Here is a 21401-nt window from a genome sequence, read left to right as displayed (position 1 = left end):
TTGTTAATCTGAGTATACAATAAAAAAAGTTCAGAATCAATACTTGGAGGCTTAAAAACACACATTACAACGAACGTAACATGTTACGTTCAAATTTCTATGTATAATTTTAGATAAATATAAAAAAAGAGGCTCAATAAAAAGCCTCTAAGTATATTTCATTTATTTTTGGAATTCAAATACTTTTTAGTATATAATTGCCCTTTTTTTTATTTTTGACTTCATAAAGTGCAATATCTGAAAATTTATATAAGTTATCGAAGTTATAAATTTTATTTTTGTCATAAATGACACCTATAGATGATTCGATAATAATGTTATTTGAATCAAATTTTAAGTTATTTAAAATGTTTTCAGCATAATGATGAAGTAGCTTTTCAGAAGAAGGATTATCTAAGTAAACAATAAATTCATCTCCTCCAAGTCGACCAACAATAGAATCTTTTCCAAAAATTAATTTTAGTTTTTCACCAGTTATTTTTATAATTTCATCTCCAACTTGGTGTCCCATAGTATCATTGAGTTGTTTGAAATTGTCTAAATCAATCAGAAATATAGCTTGAGATTCAGTTTTTTTATTTGAAATCTTTTTTTCAATTCTTTTTTCTAAAGCACCTCTATTTAAAAGTTTAGATAAAGAATCAAGTTCTGAAGATTTAGAGATATTTTTTAAGATGTTTTCACGATATGTAATATCCATAATAACAACATAAAAAAGATCATCTTCGGGATTATATGTTGCTATATCGTGAATCCACAAGATATCTCCATTTTTATTTTTTATTCTATATTCATAATCCAAAACATTTTTATCTTTTACTGCATTACCGACTTTTTTTAAGATCTCTTCTAGATCATCTATGACTAATTCAGAAAATTTATTTTCAAAAAGTTGAAACATCTCCTCTTTAGTGTATCCAATTAATTTATAAAAAGCAGAGTTTGCCTGAAGTATTGTAGAATAAGGGTCATTTTTACAGATTAAAGCGCTACAACTTATTTTTTCAAAGAAATTTATATTAGACATAATTTTACATAACCCTCCCTTATATTTATAATTAATGATTTGTAATTATATTAGTGCATTATATTATACTTATATTATAAAAAAAAATCTACTAAAAAATAAAATTGAAATAAAAAATGTTTTGTAAATACAAAAAAGTTCGCTATAATGTAAAAAAATAAAGTTATAGGGAGCTAGAAAAATGAAAATAACAATAAAAGAGATTGCTATAGATGCAGGAGTTTCTATTTCAACAGTTTCAAGAGTGATATCTGATAGCTCTAAAATAAGTGAAAGTACAAAAGAGAAAGTTAGAGAATCAATAAAAAAATTAAATTATAAACCGAATATAATGGCAAGAGGTTTAGTGAAGAAAAAAAGTGGAGTTCTTGGAGTTATTATGCCTGAAGAAGCTATAAAACTATTTTCGAGTCCATTTTTTATAGAGATTATGCAAGGGATAAGTTTAAAAGCTAAAGAAAGAGATTACTATATTATGTATGACTTTTGTAAAAATGAAAAAGAGGAGTATGAGAGTACCAAAAAACTCGTTGAAAGTGGATTTGTAGATGGGATTTGCTTGATGTCGACTAGAAAAGAGGATAAAAGTATAGAATTTTTGAAAGAGTTAAAATTTCCTTTTGTTATAATAGGTGAACCAGAAAATAAAGATGGGGTTTTATGGGTTGATAATGACAATTTGAAAGCTACTTATGAAGCTGTAAAAAAGATTTTATTTCCTTCAATAAAGAGATTGGAAAAATCAAAGATATTTTTTGTTGGAGGAGATAAAAAATTAACAATGACAAACAATCGTATAGATGGATTTCAATCTGCTTCAAATGAGTTAGGGTTGGAAAGTGAAATCTTTTTAGGAAATGATTTTTCAAGAGAAGAGGGGTATCGTTTAGCTAAAAAAATATTTAAATTGGAAAATCCTAAGAATTTTATAATCTCTGAAGATAATCTATTGAAAGGATTTTTAGAATATTTAGAAGAGAAGAAAAATTATGATGTAAATATTGTAAGTTTCAATAAGACGAATTTAAAAGAGAGTTGGCGTGAAAAAGTTTATTTAGTAGATATAAAACCTGAAAAGTTAGGAATAGAGGCTGTTGATATTTTGATTGATCATATCGAAGATAAATCTGAAAATAGTAGCAGAGTGGTGAATATAGAGTTGTAATAATATTAAAATAAAGTTGTAAAAAAGTATGTAGTAACTTTTTTGCAACTTTTTTGTTTTGTATATAGACAAATTTTTAAAAAAATGCTAGAATGGTTTCATAAAAAAAGGCAAACGTTTGCACAAAATTGGAGGAGATAAAATGTGGTGGAAAGAACTTGTGGGTTATCAAATCTATCCAAGAAGTTTTAAAGATTCTAATGGAGATGGAATTGGGGACTTAAATGGTATAATTGAAAAGTTAGATTACTTAAAAGAGTTAGGTATTGATTTGATTTGGGTATCTCCGTTTTTTAAGAGTCCAAATGATGATAATGGATATGACATCAGTGATTATAAAGATATTTTAGAAGAGTTTGGAAATATGTCAGATTTTGATAGATTGTTAGCTGAAGCTCATAGACGTGATATGAAACTTATAATTGATCTTGTTATAAATCATACAAGTGATGAGCACCCATGGTTTATAGAGGCCAGAGAATCAAAAGACAATCCAAAACGTGATTGGTATATTTGGAAAGAGGGAAAAGATGATGCTGAACCAAATAACTGGGAGAGTATATTTAAAGGATCAGCTTGGGAGCACTGCTCAAAAACAGATGAGTACTATCTTCATCTTTTCTCTAAAAAACAACCAGATCTGAATTGGGAAAATGAGGATATGAGAAAAGAAGTCTATAAAATGATGAATTGGTGGTTGGATAAAGGAATTGATGGATTTAGAGTAGATGCAATAAGTCATATAAAAAAAGCTGAAGGGTTTCCGGATATGCCAAATCCTCTGGGAAAGAGATATGTTGATTCTTTTGATATGCATATGAATGTGGATGGAATCCAAAAATACCTAAAAGAGCTAAAGGAGTCAACTTTTGATAAGTATGATATAGTTACAGTGGGAGAAGCGAATGGGGTAGATGCTGAAAGTTCCGATGAGTGGGTTTGTAGTGAAAGAGGAAAGTTCAATATGATATTCCAGTTTGAGCATCTAAAGTTATGGGATTATGAGGGGAAAGCAGAATTTTCTCCAAAAGCATATAAAGATGTTTTAAATAAGTGGCAGATAGCTTTAAAAGATAAGGGGTGGAATGCTCTTTTCATAGAGAATCATGATATACCAAGAAGTACATCGACATGGGGTAACGATAAGGAGTATTGGTCAGAATCAGCGAAAGCTTTTGCAACAGCATATTTTTTACAAAAGGGAACTCCTTTTATATACCAAGGACAAGAGATAGGTATGACTAATACAAATTTTGATTCGCTTTCAGAGTTTAAAGATGTAAAAAGTTTAAATGAAGGAAAAGAAAAACTAGAGGCTGGAGTACCGGAAAAAGATGTTTTGGAGATTTTATCAAATACGTCTAGAGATAACTCTAGAACTCCTATGCAATGGGATGATTCAGAGAATGCTGGATTCACTTTAGGACAACCTTGGTTAAAAGTAAACGAGAATTATAGAGTTATAAATGTAAAAAATCAACTGAATGATAAAAATTCTATTTACAACTATTATAAAAATTTGATAAAGTTAAAAAAAGAAAGCAGAACTTTAATACATGGAGATTTTAAACTGATTTTAGAAAGTGATGAGGATGTGTTTGCATATTTAAGAGAATCAGAAGATAAAAAATATTTGGTTTTAGCTAATCTGAGTAAAAATGAGAAGACTTTAGATCTTTCAGAGTTTGAATTAAAAGATGAAAACATAGTGATATCTAATTATCAGAATATGACTAGAGAATCTAAAGAGTTTCAGATTAGAGCTTATGAAAGTGTAGTTTATAAAATTTAATAATAGGGGAGTGTTAAAATGAAAAAGAACGGTTTAGTATCATTTGATTTTTGGCAAAAATTAGGAAAGGCTTTAATTGTGGTTATAGCAGTTATGCCTGCAGCAGGACTTATGGTTTCTATTGGAAAACTTTTGGGTAGTAGTGGACTAGATATGTTAGGAAGAATCATAGAGGATATGGGTTGGGGAGTCATAGTAAACTTGAATATTCTTTTTGCTGCGGCGATCGGGGGATCGTGGGCAAAAGAAAAAGCTGGCGGAGCATTTGCAGGAGTTATGGCATTTATACTTACAAATAGAATCACAGGAGCCATATTTGGTATAAATGGAGCGATTTTAAGCAATCCAGATGCTATTGTAAAATCACTTACAGGGCAAGAGTTGCTAGTTAAAAACTATTTCACGAGCGTTATGGGTGCACCAGCTTTAAATATGGGAGTTTTCGTAGGAATACTATCAGGATTCTTAGGAGCGGTACTGTTTAATAAATATCAAAACTTTGATAAGTTACCAAAATCTTTAGCATTTTTCAATGGAAAAAGATTTGTCCCATTTGTAGTTATATTTGGTTCGTTTGTAATGGCAACAATTTTATCGCTTGTTTGGCCATTCGTTCAGTGGGGATTGAACAGTTTTGGAGAATGGATAGCAACTTCTAGAAATACAGCACCAGTTCTTGCACCATTTGTCTACGGAGCTTTGGAAAGATTACTGCTGCCATTTGGATTACATCATATGTTAACAATTCCTATGAACTATACAGAACTTGGAGGAACATATACAGTTTTAACAGGAGCAGCAGCGGGAAGTGTAATGGCTGGGCAAGATCCAATCTGGTTAGCTTGGATAACTGATTTAAATAATCTGAAATCTGCAGGAGATATTGCAGGGTATAAAAATCTTTTAGAAACAGTTGTACCTGCAAGATTTAAAGCTGGACAAGTGATTCTTTCAACAGCTTCGCTGTTAGGAATTGGACTTGCGATGTTAAATAATGTAGATAGTGATAAAAAAGCTCAGTATAAAACAATATTTTTATCATCTATGTTAGCTGTATTTTTAACAGGAGTAACTGAACCGATAGAATTTATGTTTATGTTCGTAGCTCCAGTATTGTATGTTGCATATGCAGTTTTAACAGGAGTAGCTTTTGCTCTTGTGGATATAATATCTTTAAGAGTTCACTCGTTTGGATCTCTTGAGTTACTATCTCGTTTACCGCTGATGATAAAAGCAGGATTATATAGAGATTTGATAAACTTTGTTATAGCTTGTGGAGGATTTTTCTTCTTGAACTACTCTTTATTCAACTTTATTATTAAAAGATATGATTTACCAACACCGGGAAGAAAAGGAAACTATATTGATGATGAAGAAGCGGTTACAGAGAAGAAAGAGGTTTCAGAATCAGCAGATATGATTCCTGTTAAAATTATAGAACTTTTAGGTGGAAGTGAAAATATAGTTGAAGTAGATGCGTGTATGACTAGACTTAGAGTTACAGTCAAAAATTCAGAAGTTGTTGGAGATAAAAACCTTTGGAAAAAAACAGGTTCGATAGGTCTTATAGTGAAAGACTGTGGAGTTCAAGCTATATATGGACCAAAAGCAGATATATTAAAATGTAAAATAATAGATATACTAGGGAGATAAATAAAATGAAACTACTTACTTTGAACTGTCACTCATGGCAGGAGGAAAATCAAATAGAAAAAATGAAATACCTCGCCGAAGTTATTGTTCAAGAGGGGTATGATATAATAGCGTTACAAGAGGTGAATCAACTTATAGCGGATAAAATTGTCTATAGTGATGTGAGAGAAAGTAATTTTGCATATATACTTTGTGAAGAGTTGAAAAGAATAGGAGTAATTTATAACTTTGTTTGGGATTATCACCATATAGGTTATGATGTTTTTCATGAAGGGACTGGTATTCTATTTAAAGGAGAGATTGAAGAGCATATAAGTGATTTTATTGGAACTTCAAAAGATACTAATTTTTGGAAAAGTAGAAAATTTACTATGATATCACAAAGTATAGGGGAAGAGATTGTAGATTTCTATAGCTGTCATCTTGGTTGGTGGAATGATTCTGATAACTCTTTTGAAAAGCAAGTTGATGATTTATTAAAATTTGCGAATGAAAGAGGAAATAGATATTTTCTTATGGGGGATTTTAATAATGATGCCAATGTTAGAGGAGAGGGATATGATTATCTTTTGGAAAGAGGGCTTAGGGATACATACTCCTATGCTTTAAAAAATGATGATGGAGTTACAGTTCCTGGAGCTATAGCTGGATGGGAAGGAAAATGTAATGCCTCAAAAAGAATAGATTTTATTTTAAGTAATAGAGATGAATTAAAAATAAAATCTAGTGAAGTTATTTTTAATGGAAAGAATAGAGATGTAATCTCTGATCATTTTGGAGTAGCTGTAGAGACTTTCTAATTTAGAAAGTCTCTTTGAGGCTTTCCTAAAAGGAAGCCTTGACCATATTCGACAGAGTTTTGAATAAGAAATTCTAAATCCTCTTGTTTTTCTATACCCTCTGCAACAATTTTTAAACCTAAACTTTTCATAATTTTAACTAAACCTTTGTATATAACTTTTCCTTTTTGTTCATCTTCGTTCATAGCTAAAATTAGTGATCTATCAAACTTTACTATATCTACTGGAAGTGTCGCTAGAAGTCCAACCGTAGAATATCCAGCTGTGAAATCATCCATAGATATGAGTATATCTTTTTCCTTTAATTTTTCCAATCTTTCAATTGTAGTTTTTGAATTAGTTAAAATCATAGTTTCTGTTATTTCAATCTCTATATTTTTTCCATCAACTTTATAAAAATTTAGAAGATCAAAAATATATGGAATCATATCCTCTCTCATAAAAGTTTCAGATGACATATTAAATGACAGTCTAAAATCATTTTTAATAGATTTTTTATCTAAAAGAGATGCAACTTTTTTTATAGCTTCTTCAGCGATTTTATAATCAATTTTATAAACAATTCCCATTTTTTCAGCTAAAGGAATAAACTCTGCAGGACTTATAAACTTAAGTTCATGATTTTCCCAACGAGCTAGAGCTTCAGCACCGCTTAAAGTATTGTCACTAAGATTGTATTTAGGTTGAAAAACAGCATAAAACTCGTTGTTTATTGAAGTTTCAAGAAGAGACTTGATTTTTTCATTTCTTCTTGCTCTTTCAATAAAGTTGCTTGTTGCCTCTTTATACCAAATTTCACTGTTTTTTTTGATTGCTGCGATAGCCATATCAGAGCACTTTAAAGATTCATGTAGTGAGATACAACTAGATTTTTTATGATAACCTAAAGTAAATGAAACATTATATTTTTTCATTAAAAAAGAGTTAGAAAATAACTCTCTTAGTTTTTCTATTTTATCTGAAGGATTTTTGATATTATATGAAAATATGTAGAACTCGTCTCCAGAAATTCTAAAAATCTCATCTTTTATAAAGATTTGTTTTAAGAATATACTTGTTTGAGATAAAACTAGATCTCCCTCTTCATGACCGTATAGATCATTTACTTTTTTAAAATTATTAAGATTTAATAAAAATGTAACCCCTGTACTAGAGTTTTTCGATTTACAAAACTCGTTATAAGTTTTTCTGCTATATAGCTTTGTTAAATCATCTTTTGTTAATTGCTTTTTTATTTGTAAATACTTTAAAAATACTCCTATTTGAAATACGATGAAAATTAAAAGCATAAAATTAATGCCCACTATTCCTCCCCTTGACATAAAAATTAAATGAAATGCCTCATAAATATATCATTAAAATTAGGAAAAAGCAATATAATTTTTTCAGAAAAAATACACTTTATTTTGCTTTAAGTGGACTAGTGGTTTTTTGTAGTTTTATATGTTCGATAAAGAGAAAAATATAATATTTTGCGTATGAAAAAAAACCACTTCTTATTTAGAAGTGGCTTTAACTTTTTTCAAGAAATTATAAAATACGAATGAAATTATTCCGGTAGTGATATAAAGTTGAATTCCAGCTATATTTCTAAGTATATTTGAATATTCTACAAGATTTATACTCGCTAAGTAAGCACTCATTCTGAATGTTGCAACTGTTCCAACAGCCATTGGGAAGGTAGTTCCTGCAAATCCTGGATGGAAGTTAAAACTGAAGAACTTTGGAATACTTAATAGAATAGAGATCAGAGTAATGAAAACTATTCCATAAAGGAAAATAGCAACTTTAAGATTTGGTTCTTTCATAACATTTAAATAGCTAATAGCACAAAGACTTGACGGTGCCAATAGAATAGCTTTTGTGTGATAAACCATATCTGGTAACGGTTTTGTAATAAGTCTTCTAATCATAAATGGTATTATTGAGAAGAAAGCTATCAAACCATAGATTGTAACCCATTTTAAAATAGTAGGTTCATTCATAGCTCCACCAACAACAACAGAAACCATTATTCCATTATAAGTAACAAACCAGCTAGGTACAAAAGTTTCAATTTTGAAGTTTTTAATTACATTTCTATATGTGAATATACAGATAGCAAATGCGTGGAAGAAAATTCCAAATAACCATAGATTTTTTCCTAAGAAAGGGCTATATGGAAGTAAAAATGCCCCTATGATCATTGCTAGCATAGAGTATGTTCCATATAAACTAGCAGGAATTGTATTGCTATACTCTGCTAAAAAAGCCTCTTTGTGTCTAAATATTTTAATTGTTGCTAAGATAAATACTACTATTCCAATAATCATAAAAATACTTCTAAGAAGAGTAAAGTTTAGTAGTAGATAAGCGTTTGCAAGAGTACATGCACCAACTGTTGTGGCGATAGCTCCTACAGGAAAACGTTCAAGCCTATCAAGTGTTGTTTTAATCATTTTCATCTCCTTTTATTAATTTTTAGTCTCTGTATTCAAATTGTAACTCTGCATCTATATTGAAGAAGTCAGAGTAATCAATGTTGAATACTGATTTTTTAATTTTTGATATATCGATGTATAGTCTTATAAGTTGTGCTAGTACACCTGTGTAAGCTAAGTCACCTTGAATTATAGCTCCATATATATGTCCATCTTTATGAGCAATTTTTTTATAAACACCATTTCTTTCTCTGATGCTTTCAACAGTCAATCCTTCAATTTTATCAAATGCACTGTGACACCCTAAAGATAGAGTAGGAATATCAAAGAAGTTCATAGTTGATTTTGCGTAGAAGAAATCATCCATATCTCTTTCAACTCCAGCCATATTTGATGTTGCAGCAATCCCCTCTTTTACAGCCACAGGCCAAATAGTTCCTCTACCACTTACATCCCCAGCTCCATATACATCTTTTACATTTGTTTCACCTTTTGGATTGAAAAGTAATCCTAATCTATCAGTGGCAATAGATGTATTTTCTAAAAATTGAATATTAGGACGAACACCAGCACAAACTATAACTAAATCTGCTGGGATGTGCTCGATATCAGTTCTGTCCTCTCTAGTAGTTTCAAAATATAATCCATTTATCAGTGAGTCATTTTCAGGATTTACATCAAGACCTGTTACTTTTGAAGTGAAGTGTAGATCCACTCCATGTTCAATCATTTTTTCTTCATAAGCTAAAGAAGCTTCTTTATCCAGTTGAAGTGGAAGCAATCTATCTGCCATCTCAATTAGCGAAATTTTAGCATCTACATTTTCATTATGTAGCAATCCAACAACAGCATCCATACCGATAAGCCCTGCTCCAACAACAACTATGTTTTTGCTAGTTTTAGAAAGTTCTAAAATTGTATTACAGTCATCTAAAGATTTTAAACCAACAACATTCGTTTTTCCATGAATATTTTCAAGAGGAGGGAAGAATGGTCTAGAACCAGTTGCAATCAAAACTTTGTCATAAGTTACAACTTCACCGTTATCTAATTGTATAGACTTATTTTTTTCATCTAAAGAGATAACCTCTCTACCTTTCATCCAATTTATATTGTTTTTTTGGAAGAAATCTTTATCGACAAAGTTTATTCCTTCAACATCTCTCATATTTCCAATATAGTGATGAAGAATACATCTAGAGTAAACTTCTGTATCTTTTGAGATTAAAATAATCTCTGCATTTTTATCTAAAGCTCTTAGGTTTTCAGCTCCATTTATTCCAGCAGCCGAAGCACCAATTATAACATATCTCATTTTTAAACCTCCTCAAGAGTGATAGCAGCCATTGGACATTTAGCCACACATTGTGGCCCGTCAGGATTATGTGTACACATATTACATTTCATAATCTCTTTTTTAGTAGCTTTATCCTCTTTTAAAGTTCCATATGGGCAGGCCATAATACACATATAGCAGCTAGCACACTTCTTTTTATCATAAGTAACATAACCAGTTTCACTGTCTTTTCTCATAGCTCCACTCATACAAGTGTAAACACACTCTGGCAAATCACAATTTCTACAGAATATTGGTGAGAATTTAAAATCACTGCTCAGCACGACTCTATTTCTAGAGTCGGCAGAGTCGTGTGAAACTAAGCAAGCACTAACACAAGTTAGGCATCCAATACATTTACTTCTATCTATTTTTATTCTTTTCAAAGTAATCCCTCCTAATTAATCTTCTCTATAGAGACAGGTGCATATTTATATGATGGCTCTTTAGAGTAAGGGTCGTATATAGAAAGTGTAAGATTATTTGTTTCTATATAGTGAATAGGTGCATATAAAACATCGTGAGGCAGATTTTCTGTAAGTAGTGCATAGAATTTACTACTTCTACCATTGATAGAGTGAACAAGAATCTCCTCTCCATTTTCAATACCTAATTTTTCTCCTAAGCTTTTAGAGATATAGATATATGATTTATTAGATGTTGAATCATTTACATAAGTTATCTCTCTTGTTCTAGTTTGAGTATGCCATTGACCAACAGTTCCTCTTCCAGTGTTTAAAACGTATGGGAACTCTGCATTTGTTGGAACAGGATTTTCAGCGATATCTTCAAACATAAATTTAACTTTTTTGCTAGGAGTGTAGTACTCATTATTTTCATAAAGTCTTCTTTCATGATCAACTAAAACTTCACCCTCACGGAATGGCCACTGAACACCATATCCCTCTTCTAAAAGTTTATAGCTAACTCCAGTTATATCACAAGGAGTTCCTTTTGTAACAGCTTTCATCTTATTGAAAACTAACTCAGGAGTTTCCCAACCATTTAGTAAATCTCCCATTCCTAAAGCTTTTCCTAAATTGTATATAACTTCAAAGTCAGTGAATCTTCCCTCTGGTTTTGGCAGCACTGGATTTAGTTTAGAGATTCTTCTCTCTGTGTTAATAAGAGTTCCCTCTTTTTGAATTCCAGAAACAACTGGTAGGAATAGATCTGCTAACTCTGAACTATCAGTGTTTGGATATAAATCTTGAACAACGAAAAGTTCTAATTTTTCAATTGCTTTTTTGAACTCATAGTTATTTGTCCAAGAGTGTCTAGGGTTTGTACAAAGAATCCAAAGAGCTTTTATCTCTCCAGAGATTATTTTTTCTATAATAACATTGTATGGTAAAGTTGGTTTTGTTGGGAATATAGCGGGGTCTAAACCTAAAGCTTCTCCAACAACTTTTCTCTTAGCTTCATCAGCATACTCTCCACCACCATAAAGTCCAGTAGTGTTACTGAATAAACGAGAACCCATAGCGTTGCATTGCCCAGTTATAGAGTTAGCTCCTGTTCCAGGTCTTCCAATATTTCCAGTCATAACAGCTAAGTTTATTATTCCTTGAGCAGTTCTAACAGCTTGGTAACTTTGGTTGATACCCATAGTCCACCAGAAAGAAACGGCATCTCCTTCGTGGATAAGTGTTGCTAAAGTTATAAACTGATCTTTTGTAATTCCAACAGTTTCTTCAATATCATCTATTGAGAACTTACTTACATGCTTTTTGAAATCTTCAAAGTTCTCAGAGAAATTTTCTATGTATGAGTTGTCTATCCAATTTTTTTCGATTAAGTAGTTAGCTATAGTATAGTAAAGAACAAGATCACTTTTTGGTTTTATGCAGAAGAAATAGTCAGCATTCATAGCTGTTTCACTTTTTCTGATATCTATAACGATAACTTTTTTATTTTTGTTTTTTCTTACTCTATCCCAGATGATAGGATGAGCTACAACAGGGTTAGCTCCAGTAAAAATGATTGTGTCAGAAAGTTCAAAATCGTTTAAAGTATAAGGAGGAGCATCAAAACCAAAACTTTGCTTATGAGCTACAACCGAAGTTGCCATACAAAGTCTTGTATTTCCATCTAGTTGTCCACCTACATAGTTTCTAAAAACATGTCCAACTAAAGCCATCTCTTCTAAGGCAAGTTGACCAGTACTTATAGCAGCTACACTTTCTTTACCATACTTCTCTGTGATATCTTTTAATTTTTGGCTGAAAAGTGAGTAAGCAGAGTCCCAAGATATCTCCTCTCTTCCGGTAGATGTTTTTAGTATAGGGTTTTTAGGAAAATCATCTGAAGTAAGTTGCTTATCTAAGTTAAGCCCCTTAATACAGCTGAAACCTTTATTAACAGGATATTTTTCAGATGGAACAACCTTTTTAATAGATCCGTTCTCCACATAAAAATCCATGTTGCAAGCAAGCGAACAATAGTTGCAAGTCGTTTGAATTTTATTCATAATACATCTCCTCCTTGGTATACAAGTATTTTATCTATTATAATACTTTTAAATAAAAAAAAGTAGTGTGATTAAAGTCACACTACTATAAAAAAGCTCAAAATTTATTCTAAATATGTTTAAACTATTGTGTTACTAGCTCTAAAGGTACAGGAATAAATGTAGGAATATTTTCTTTTTTTATTACTTTATCAGCAGCAATAATACCCTCTGCACCAATTTCTCCAGGTTTTTGTGCAACTGTTGCAGCTAATTTACCCTCTTTAACGGCTTTAACAGCGTCCTCTGTAGCATCAAAGCCAACGATTAAAACATCTTTTTTACCCGCAGCTTCAATAGCTCTTAAAGCTCCAAGAGCCATCTCATCGTTATGAGCAAAAACAGCATTGATTTCAGATTGACCTTGAAGTATGTTTTCCATAACATTAAGCCCCTTTGTTCTATCAAAATCAGCAGCTTGCTTAGCAACTATATCTAATTTTCCAGCAGCAGCTTTATTAAACCCTTCTCCTCTATCACGAGCAGCAGTTGTTCCAGGAATTCCTTCAAGTTCAACAACTTTAACTGATTTTCCCTCTAACTTTTCGATGATAAAGTTTCCAGCTAACTCTCCACCAGCAATGTTATCAGATGCAATGTGAGCTACCACTTTTCCACTGTTAGAAGCTCTATCTAAAGTTATTACTGGTACTTTACGACGGTTAGCAGCTTTAACTGATGATATAACTGCATCAGAATCAGTTGGGTTTATAAGTAAAACGTCTATTTTATTTATAAGTAAATCCTCAACATTTCCTAACTCTTTAGAAGGGTCATTTTGAGAGTCTAAAACTATAATCTCATGTCCCATCTCTTTGGCTTTAGAAACTGCTCCCTCTTTAAGAGTAACGAAGAAAGGGTTATCTTGTGTTGAAACAACAAATCCAATTTTTGCAGCTTCAGCAAGAGTACTCATTCCTAAAACTAGAGTCATAAATCCTAAATACTTCAATCTATTTTTCATAATTAACCACCCATTTTTTTATTTTAAATACTGTTATTTTGAAGATTTTTTATCTATTAAAACCGCAATAAGAATTACAGCAGCTTTTACCATCATTTGATAGTATGACGAAACATTTAAAAGGTTTAAAGCGTTTCCTAAAACACCTATGATAATTGCACCAAGGGCAGTTCCAGCAATACTTCCAATTCCACCAGCCAGTGATGTTCCTCCAAGAACAACAGCAGCGATAGCATCCAATTCATAACCAGATCCAGCGGTAGGTTGAGCAGAACCAAGTCTAGATGTGATGATAACACCCGCTAATGCAGAGAGAGCTCCTGCAACTCCATAAACAAGAGTTTTATATTTAGAAGTGTTTACTCCAGAAAGTTTAGTTGCTTCTTCGTTTCCACCAATAGCATAGATATATCTACCAAATTTCAGATTATTTAAAATGTAGTATCCAGCAATGAAAAGAGCAATCATAATATAGATAGGAATAGGAATATCAAGGATATATCCTCCACCGATATTATCAAAGAAATCTCCGCCATCTCTAACAGGGATAGGTTTTCCATCTGTGAAAACAAGAGTTGCTCCTCTTAAAAGAGTCATAGTAACAAGAGTTACGATGAAAGGCTGAAGTTTTGCATAAGATATTAATAATCCATTAAAAATACCAAATATAGCACCAAGAACAATAGCTATAAAAATAGCAAGTACAGGATTTACTCCATTAGCTATTAAACTTGCTCCCATAGCTCCAGTTAAAGCTAGAATAGAACCAACAGATAGATCGATTCCACCTGTTAAAATTACAAGAGTCATCCCAATAGCGATAACTGAGTTTATAGATGTTTGTCTTAAAACATTTAAAATATTTCCCATAGATAAAAATCTTGGATTTAAGAATGAAACTATTATAGAGAAAACAATTAACCCGATTAAAGGTTTATTGTTATATATTTTTTTTAACATTATTTATTTTCAACTCCTACTGCATATCTCATTATTTTTTCTTGAGTGAACTCATCTTTTAAAAGTGTTCCACTGATTTTGTGTTCATGGACAACCATGATTCTGTCGCTTAATCCCATAACTTCCGGCATCTCTGATGAAATCATAATTATACTTAAACCTTTAGTTTTAAGTTCGTTTATAACATCATAGATCTCTTTTTTAGCTCCAACGTCAACTCCTCTAGTTGGTTCATCTAAAATAAGAATTTTAGGATTTGTTAAAAGAGCTTTTGCTATAGCAACTTTTTGTTGGTTTCCACCACTTAAGTTTTTGATAATTGCATTCTCTGAAGGAGTTTTTATACTGAATTTTTCAATGTATTCTTGAACAGAGTTATTTTCTGATTTTTTATTTAATCCAAACTTTTTAGAGAAGAATTTTAAAGATGAAAGAGTCATATTCTCTTTTACGCTTAACCCTAGAACTAAACCGTCTCCTTTTCTATCCTCTGAAACATAAGCTATTCCATTATTTACTCCAGATTCAGGTGAAGTGATATTAACCTCTTTTCCATCTACAAAAACTTTTCCAGAAGATTTTTTATAATAACCATATATAGTTTTAACAAGTTCACTTCTTCCTGCTCCCATAAGACCAGCAATTCCAAGAATCTCTCCTTTTCTTAAAGTGAACGATGCATTTTTAACATATTCACCAGAAAGGTTTTCAACTTTTAAAACTTCATCGCCAGGAGTTACAACTACATTTGGGAATTGCTCATCAAGAGTTCTTCCAACCATACTTTGTATAATGTAGTTTTCATCTATATCTTTAACTTCAGCTTCAGAGATAAACTTTCCATCTCTTAAAACTGTAATGTCGTCACAGATTGCAGGAATCTCTTTTAATCTGTGTGATATATAGATGATACTTCTTCCTTCTGAAGTAAGTTCTCTTATAACATTGAAAAGACTTTCAGTTTCTTTATCAGTTAGAGCATCAGTTGGCTCATCCATAACTATAAGTTTAGCATTTTGAGAAAGAGCTTTAGCAATCTCTATCATCTGCATTTTTCCAATTGTCAAATCTTTAATAAGAGTTTTCTCGCTATCTTCAACATTTAAAAGATCTAGTAAAGTTCTAGCTTCTCTATGCATAAGAGTCCAATCAATTTTTCCAAAACTATTAGTAAGCTCTCTTCCTAAAAATATATTTTCAGTTATACTCATATGTCCGATTAGATTTAGCTCTTGGTGAATTATAGCTATTCCAGCCTCTTGTGAATCTTTTGTTCCCTTGAAGGCAACCTCTTTTCCTTTGAAGGCCACAGTTCCAGCATCTTTAGTGTATATACCAGTCATTATTTTCATAAGAGTGGATTTACCAGCACCGTTTTCTCCCATCAAAGCCATAACTCTTCCTTTGTAAGCGTTTAAAGAAGCTCCATCTAAAGCTTTAACACCAGGGAAAGATTTATGTATACCTTCCATTTTTAAAATAATCTCTTTATTCATTTTAGAAAACTACTCCTGACTTTAAAATTATATTTGCATAAGGAGTACACTCTCCAGTTCTAACAATCGCTTCACTATCTTTTGTAGTCTCTTTAAACTCTGTATGAGTTACAAAACTGATTTTAGGGTTCATTCCATTTTTTTGGAAAGTTTCAAGAATTTCATTAAAAACAGTAGGATTTATAGTTTTAATCTCCTCTGCTAAAACAATCTCTTCAACCATCATCTCAGAAAGAATAGCATCTAAAGTGTTTATAAAACTAGGGAATCCAGCTTCTATAGCTAGATCAATTCTTTTAACTCCTTTTGGGAATGGAAGGCCTGCATCACAAACAGTTATGTGTGATGTATGTCCAATTTTTGATATTTCATAAGATAATTCGCTATTTAAAAGTCTTCCTCTTTTCATTATTATTCTCCTTTAAAATTTAATACTTCTTCTAGAGTTGGGATAGAAGTTTGTGCTCCAATTCTAGTTACAGAGATTGCTGCAACACGAGTTCCTCTATCGATTGCCTCTTCAAAAGTTAATCCAGCAGCTAAACCATTTACGAATCCACCAATGAAACTATCACCAGCAGCAGTTGTATCAATAGCTTTTACTTTATAAGCAGGGAAAGATTTTTTAATCTCTTTACTTATAAACATGCATCCTTTACTTCCTAAAGTTACAATCAGTCCTTTAACACCTTTGTTTAGTAGAATATGAGCTGCTTTCACAACACTTTCCTCATCTGTTACAGGAATTCCAGATAAAATCTCTAATTCAGTTTCGTTCGGAATAATATAATCAGAGTTACTAATGATTTCAGAATCAAGTTCTCTAGCTGGAGCTGGGTTTAAAATTGTAGTTTTCCCTAACTCTTTAGCTAATTTTAAAGAATATTTTACAGTTTCAACTGGAATCTCTAGTTGAGCAACAACTATGTCACAGTTTTTTATAGTTTCAATATGTCTATCTATATAATCGTTATCTACAGAGTAGTTTGCACCAGGGACAACGATTATTCTATTTTGTCCATTCTCTTCAACGATAATTTTCGCAATACCAGTAGCTTCATCACAATATTCAATGTTAGAAACGTCTACTCCATCTTTTTTCATAGAGTTTAAAAGAATATCTCCCATACCCTCTTTACCAATTTTTCCTAGCATAGTTACTGAGCTGTTCATTTTTCCAATAGCAACAGCTTGATTAGCTCCTTTTCCACCAGGAATCTGCATGAATTTTTTACCTAAAAGAGTTTCTCCACCACGAGGTGCTCTCTCACAAATTGTAACTAAATCCATGTTAATGCTCCCAACAACAACAATTTTTTTCATTCTTAATATCTCCTTAAATAATATGTCGAAATAATATATTGTGATTTAATAGTGTACACAATTACACCTAAAACTAGTTAATACCTTTAATGTAGCACACTAAAAAAATATTGTCAATAGCATAAAAGCTGAAACCTTGTGAAAAGTTTCAGCTTTTATGCTTCTCAATCTCCCAACTCATGATGGTTCTTATAATTACAATAAGTAAAACTAAAATTATGTTTTGAAGATCTCTTAATATAATTGTGTCGATAATATCTGCGATAATCAGAAATTGCAAACCGACTAAAATATATTTATCAAAGTTATCTCTCATGATTTTACTAAAACTTAATTTCTCTTTATTGGGAAATAAAAGTTTTAAACTTTTTAAAAAACCAAAACAGATAACACCAATAGAAAGAGCTGTAAAGAAAAAAGCTAACCAGTGTAGAAAAACTTTAAAAAAATCCATAATAAAATGTTCGAATGTAAGCATAAAAACCTCCTGAAGTAATTTAATCCTTTAATTTCTACAAAAAAAAATAAATCTTCCTTTTATTTAAAAGAAAAACATTTATATTTTAACTTTTTTTACTGAGGTAAAATAACTAATATCTAAAAAATAAAAAAATATTGTAAAAGTGTTCAAAATACAATATAATCGTTTTATAAATATAATAAACACGTGTTCACGAAACAAAAAAATATTTTTTTGTTAGAGAATGGAGGAAGAATGAAAATAAATAGTACTAAGGTAGCTCAGTTAGCTGGAGTGTCAAGAAGTACAGTTTCAAGGGTTATAAACAACTATTCAAATGTTCCGCCTGAAACAAAGGAGATTGTTTTAAGAGCAATAAAAGAGTTAGGATATATTCCAAATAGTAGTGCTCAAGTTTTAGCGGGAAAGAAAAGCAGAACTATTGGACTTTTTATCTATGGAGATAATAGTGATAAAAATAGAATATTGGATAATGGATTATCTTTTGGTTACTATCTTGATTTTATAAATAGAGTTTTGAAAGAATCTTTAAAATTGGAGTATCAACTTTTGGTAGATGTTATAAATGATGATACCTTTCATAAAATTGAATCTCTATATATGAATAGAAGCATAGTAGGTGGAGTTTTTATTGGATTTAAAGATGGAGATAAAAATATAGAAAATATTTTACAGAAGTTTTCACCGATGGTTTTGGTAGACTATACCTCTAATCCAATATCTTCAAACAATGAGGTTTATTATATAAATACAGATGATTTTACAGGTGCACTTTTAGCTACAAATCATCTGTTAGAAATAGGAAAGAGAAAAATAGTTCATATTTCAGGAGATAAAGAGAAACTTTCAGGTAAAGAGAGAGAAAAAGGGTATTTAGAAGCTGTTAAAAGTTTTGGAATCTCTCCAATAGTTTATAATGGAGATTACTCTGATGAAAAAGCAAGAGAGATTATGAAATCTATTTTAGATAAAGATGTTCAGTTTGATGCAGTTTTCTGTGCAAATGATAATATGAGTTATTGTGTGGATGAGATTTTAAAAGAGCGAGAGATTAAAGGAATCCCTATTGTAGGATTTGATAATTTAAGAAATACAATTCCGCTTGGAATAATGTCAGTCGCACCAGATATAAATAGCTTAGCTAAATTAGCTGTAGAACTCTTGGTAGTTGAAAATAGTGAAAAAAATAGATTAAACTTTGTAAAAACTAGACTTATAAAGAGTTTGAATGAATATATAAAAGAGAGTTATTTAGATTAGTCGGGAGGAAAGATGATATACATAAATAAAGAGAATAGAGAGTTTCACTTACAAGGACCAAATACAAGTTATATATTCAATGTTATGAAAAATGAGCAGTTAGGTCATCTATATTTTGGAAAAAAAATAAGACATAGAGAAAGCTTTAAACACTTTTTCTATCAACCCGAAGTAGGGATAGGAATAATAGCTCATCATGAAGATGACCCAGGATTTTCACTTGAGTATTACAAACAAGAGTATCCATCTTATGGAACGACAGATTTTAGAAAACCAGCTTTTGAGCTAGAGTCAGAGGATGGCAGCAGAGTTAGTGACTTCGTATATAAGGGATATAGAGTTTATAAGGGTAAGGAGAGATTAGATGGACTACCTTCAACCTATGTTGAAAGTGAGGATGAAGCAAATACGTTAGAAATTGAGTTAAAAGATGAAGTTTTAAACTGTAAATTATTCTTAACATATACGGTTTATAAAAATAGAGATGTAATAACAAGAAATGCTAGATTTGTAAATCATGGAACGGAAAAGATAGATATAAATAGAGCTATGAGTTTTGCCCTTGATCTACCTGATTATAACTATGAGATGATACATCTTTCTGGAGCTTGGGCTAGAGAAAGATTCATAAAAACTAGAAAATTAGAAGTTGGATCACAGTATATAGATAGTACAAGAGGAGCAAGTAGTGCTCATCAAAATCCATTCATAATTTTAAAGCGTCCGAATACGACAGAGGATTCAGGAGAGAGCATAGGATTTGCACTTGTTTACTCTGGAAATTTCTTAGCTCACGTAGAGGTAGATCATTTTGATGCCACAAGAGTTACGATGGGAATCAATCCATTTGATTTTAAATGGAATTTAAATCCCGGAGAGAGTTTTACTACACCAGAAGCAATAATAGTTTACAGTGAGAATGGAATGAATGAGATGAGTAAAACTTTCCATAAATTATTCCGTGAAAGAGTTGCTAGAGGTGAGTGGAGAGATAAAGAGAGACCAATTTTGGTAAATAACTGGGAAGCGACATACTTTGACTTCAACGAGGATAAGATTGTAGCTATGGCTTCGAAGGCAAAAAAATTAGGGTTCGAGCTTTTCGTTTTAGATGATGGATGGTTTGGAAAAAGAGATGATGATAAAACATCTTTAGGAGATTGGTTCCCGAATTTAGATAAACTACCTAATGGAGTTAAAGGATTAGGTGAAAGAGTAGTAAATGAAGATATAAGATTTGGACTTTGGTTTGAGCCAGAGATGATCAGTAAAAATAGTAAACTATACGAGGAGCATCCAGACTGGATACTTGGTGTAAAAAATAGAAGATTATCTATGGGAAGAAATCAGTATATTTTAGATTTATCAAAGCCAGAGGTTAGAAAGTATATTGTAGATATCTTATCTGAAAGATTCTCTGAGGCTCCAATATCTTATGTAAAATGGGATATGAATAGAAATATGACAGAGATAACTTATAGAGATCTACCTCATAAATATATTTTAGGACTTTATGAGATTTTAGAGGAGTTAACGACAAAGTTCCCACATATACTATTTGAGTCTTGTGCATCAGGAGGGGGAAGATTTGATGCAGGGATGCTACACTATATGCCACAAGTTTGGACAAGTGATGATACAGACGCAATTGTAAGATTAAACATTCAGCATGGAACATCGCTAGCTTATCCGCTTATAAGTATGGGAGCTCATGTTTCGGATATACCAAATCATCAAACAGCTAGAAAAACTAGTTTAGAGTGCAGAAATCATGTTGCAGCTTTTGGAAATTTCGGATATGAGTTGGATCTTTTAAAGTTTGATGAGAGCACTGAAGAGAGTGTAAAAAAACATCTGGAATTTTACAAAGAAAATAGGAGATTAATACAGTTCGGAGATTTCTATAGATTAGAAAGTCCGTTTGAAGGAAATAGTGCGGCTTGGATGGTTGTTGATAAGGAGAGAGAAGAGGCTTTAGTAGGGCACTTTACAATCTTAGCATCACCAAATCCAGGGTACAATGCAAAAGTGATATTAAAAGGATTAAATCCAGATAAAAAATACTCTGTAAATGGTGAGTTTGAAGCTTATGGGGATGAGCTTATGAACGTTGGAATTGTATTTCCACAACTAGATAGATATTTTTCAAAAGATTCAGAAACACAAGATTTCAAAAGTAAAGTTTTTAAGTTGAAAGAAGTTAAATAGTGATTTA

The 21401-nt window shown here is 31.4% G+C and carries 18 protein-coding genes; 6 read left to right on the top strand and 12 right to left on the bottom strand.

The window, feature by feature from the left end:
• Positions 1-175 precede the first annotated feature (175 nt).
• Positions 176-1027, bottom strand: coding sequence for a sensor domain-containing diguanylate cyclase (locus tag L992_RS02605; RefSeq protein WP_047394219.1), 852 nt, complete (start codon positions 1025-1027; stop codon positions 176-178).
• Positions 1028-1208: 181 nt separating this feature from the next.
• Here L992_RS02605 and L992_RS02600 point away from each other — a divergent pair, with 181 nt between their 5' ends.
• The 4 genes from L992_RS02600 to L992_RS02585 all read left to right on the top strand — a co-directional run bounded on the left by L992_RS02600 (position 1209) and on the right by L992_RS02585 (position 6437).
• Positions 1209-2192 (top strand): LacI family DNA-binding transcriptional regulator, encoded by a 984-nt coding sequence (locus L992_RS02600; RefSeq protein WP_047394217.1) that lies wholly within the window; start codon positions 1209-1211, stop codon positions 2190-2192.
• Positions 2193-2334: 142 nt separating this feature from the next.
• Positions 2335-3984: an alpha-glucosidase gene (locus L992_RS02595; RefSeq protein ID WP_047394214.1), complete on the top strand. Its 1650-nt coding sequence runs from the start codon at positions 2335-2337 to the stop codon at positions 3982-3984.
• A gap of 18 nt (positions 3985-4002) precedes the next feature.
• Positions 4003-5637 carry a PTS transporter subunit IIBC gene (locus L992_RS02590; protein ID WP_047383677.1) on the top strand — a complete coding sequence of 545 codons (1635 nt, stop codon included), beginning with the start codon at positions 4003-4005 and terminating at the stop codon, positions 5635-5637.
• Between the two features lie 5 nt (positions 5638-5642).
• On the top strand, positions 5643-6437 hold the full coding sequence (locus tag L992_RS02585; RefSeq protein WP_047383676.1) for an endonuclease/exonuclease/phosphatase family protein: 795 nt from the start codon (positions 5643-5645) through the stop codon (positions 6435-6437).
• Here the strand turns inward: L992_RS02585 and L992_RS02580 are convergent.
• From L992_RS02580 to L992_RS13060, 11 genes are all read right to left on the bottom strand, one after another.
• Positions 6434-7741 carry a bifunctional diguanylate cyclase/phosphodiesterase gene (locus tag L992_RS02580; RefSeq protein WP_047394212.1) on the bottom strand — a complete coding sequence of 436 codons (1308 nt, stop codon included), beginning with the start codon at positions 7739-7741 and terminating at the stop codon, positions 6434-6436. The two genes, L992_RS02585 and L992_RS02580, sit on opposite strands and share 4 nt — an antisense overlap.
• 192 nt (positions 7742-7933) lie before the next feature.
• Positions 7934-8875 (bottom strand): TDT family transporter, encoded by a 942-nt coding sequence (locus tag L992_RS02575; protein ID WP_047394209.1) that lies wholly within the window; start codon positions 8873-8875, stop codon positions 7934-7936.
• Between the two features lie 22 nt (positions 8876-8897).
• Complete coding sequence (locus L992_RS02570) at positions 8898-10172, bottom strand: NAD(P)/FAD-dependent oxidoreductase (protein ID WP_047394208.1); 1275 nt, start codon at positions 10170-10172, stop codon at positions 8898-8900.
• A gap of 2 nt (positions 10173-10174) precedes the next feature.
• Complete coding sequence (locus tag L992_RS02565; protein WP_047383672.1) at positions 10175-10579, bottom strand: 4Fe-4S dicluster domain-containing protein; 405 nt, start codon at positions 10577-10579, stop codon at positions 10175-10177.
• An 11-nt stretch (positions 10580-10590) separates the two neighbouring features.
• The gene (locus tag L992_RS02560) at positions 10591-12663 is read right to left on the bottom strand and encodes a molybdopterin oxidoreductase family protein (RefSeq protein WP_047394205.1); all 2073 of its coding nucleotides are present in this window, start codon (positions 12661-12663) and stop codon (positions 10591-10593) included.
• 124 nt (positions 12664-12787) lie between these two features.
• A complete protein-coding gene (gene rbsB, locus L992_RS02555; protein WP_047383670.1) occupies positions 12788-13666 on the bottom strand; it encodes a ribose ABC transporter substrate-binding protein RbsB in 879 nt (292 codons plus the stop codon).
• A 33-nt stretch (positions 13667-13699) separates the two neighbouring features.
• Entirely contained in the window at positions 13700-14626 is a 927-nt protein-coding gene (rbsC, locus tag L992_RS02550) for a ribose ABC transporter permease (protein ID WP_047383668.1), read from the bottom strand.
• On the bottom strand, positions 14626-16122 hold the full coding sequence (gene rbsA, locus L992_RS02545; RefSeq protein WP_047383667.1) for a ribose ABC transporter ATP-binding protein RbsA: 1497 nt from the start codon (positions 16120-16122) through the stop codon (positions 14626-14628). Before rbsA ends, rbsC begins: the two co-directional genes overlap by 1 nt.
• A 1-nt stretch (position 16123) precedes the next feature.
• A complete protein-coding gene (rbsD, locus tag L992_RS02540; RefSeq protein ID WP_047394204.1) occupies positions 16124-16531 on the bottom strand; it encodes a D-ribose pyranase in 408 nt (135 codons plus the stop codon).
• A gap of 2 nt (positions 16532-16533) precedes the next feature.
• Positions 16534-17445 (bottom strand): ribokinase, encoded by a 912-nt coding sequence (gene rbsK, locus L992_RS02535; RefSeq protein WP_047394201.1) that lies wholly within the window; start codon positions 17443-17445, stop codon positions 16534-16536.
• 148 nt (positions 17446-17593) lie between these two features.
• Positions 17594-17923, bottom strand: a complete 330-nt coding sequence (locus L992_RS13060; protein WP_052191785.1) for a DUF1622 domain-containing protein — start codon at positions 17921-17923, stop codon at positions 17594-17596.
• A gap of 237 nt (positions 17924-18160) precedes the next feature.
• Between L992_RS13060 and L992_RS02525 the strand changes: the two genes are divergently transcribed.
• Both L992_RS02525 and L992_RS02520 read left to right on the top strand, forming a co-directional pair.
• Entirely contained in the window at positions 18161-19186 is a 1026-nt protein-coding gene (locus tag L992_RS02525; protein ID WP_047394198.1) for a LacI family DNA-binding transcriptional regulator, read from the top strand.
• A 12-nt stretch (positions 19187-19198) separates the two neighbouring features.
• Positions 19199-21394: an alpha-galactosidase gene (locus L992_RS02520; RefSeq protein WP_047394195.1), complete on the top strand. Its 2196-nt coding sequence runs from the start codon at positions 19199-19201 to the stop codon at positions 21392-21394.
• Positions 21395-21401 lie beyond the last annotated feature (7 nt).

The organism is Cetobacterium sp. ZOR0034 (assembly GCF_000799075.1).
Taxonomy (GTDB): Bacteria; Fusobacteriota; Fusobacteriia; order Fusobacteriales; family Fusobacteriaceae; genus Cetobacterium_A.
Note: the sequence above shows the minus strand (reverse complement) of the source record. Positions and strands in the feature narration are given on the sequence as shown.

Coding starts and splice junctions, on each gene's coding strand:
- L992_RS13060 (WP_052191785.1), bottom strand. CDS start 17,923: ATGCTTACATTCGAACATTTTATTATGGATTTTTTTAAAGTTTTTCTA.
- rbsD (WP_047394204.1), bottom strand. CDS start 16,531: ATGAAAAGAGGAAGACTTTTAAATAGCGAATTATCTTATGAAATATCA.
- L992_RS02600 (WP_047394217.1), top strand. CDS start 1,209: ATGAAAATAACAATAAAAGAGATTGCTATAGATGCAGGAGTTTCTATT.
- L992_RS02605 (WP_047394219.1), bottom strand. CDS start 1,027: ATGTCTAATATAAATTTCTTTGAAAAAATAAGTTGTAGCGCTTTAATC.
- L992_RS02585 (WP_047383676.1), top strand. CDS start 5,643: ATGAAACTACTTACTTTGAACTGTCACTCATGGCAGGAGGAAAATCAA.
- L992_RS02525 (WP_047394198.1), top strand. CDS start 18,161: ATGAAAATAAATAGTACTAAGGTAGCTCAGTTAGCTGGAGTGTCAAGA.
- rbsK (WP_047394201.1), bottom strand. CDS start 17,445: ATGAAAAAAATTGTTGTTGTTGGGAGCATTAACATGGATTTAGTTACA.
- L992_RS02595 (WP_047394214.1), top strand. CDS start 2,335: ATGTGGTGGAAAGAACTTGTGGGTTATCAAATCTATCCAAGAAGTTTT.
- L992_RS02590 (WP_047383677.1), top strand. CDS start 4,003: ATGAAAAAGAACGGTTTAGTATCATTTGATTTTTGGCAAAAATTAGGA.
- rbsC (WP_047383668.1), bottom strand. CDS start 14,626: ATGTTAAAAAAAATATATAACAATAAACCTTTAATCGGGTTAATTGTT.
- L992_RS02575 (WP_047394209.1), bottom strand. CDS start 8,875: ATGATTAAAACAACACTTGATAGGCTTGAACGTTTTCCTGTAGGAGCT.
- L992_RS02570 (WP_047394208.1), bottom strand. CDS start 10,172: ATGAGATATGTTATAATTGGTGCTTCGGCTGCTGGAATAAATGGAGCT.
- L992_RS02520 (WP_047394195.1), top strand. CDS start 19,199: ATGATATACATAAATAAAGAGAATAGAGAGTTTCACTTACAAGGACCA.
- rbsB (WP_047383670.1), bottom strand. CDS start 13,666: ATGAAAAATAGATTGAAGTATTTAGGATTTATGACTCTAGTTTTAGGA.
- rbsA (WP_047383667.1), bottom strand. CDS start 16,122: ATGAATAAAGAGATTATTTTAAAAATGGAAGGTATACATAAATCTTTC.
- L992_RS02560 (WP_047394205.1), bottom strand. CDS start 12,663: ATGAATAAAATTCAAACGACTTGCAACTATTGTTCGCTTGCTTGCAAC.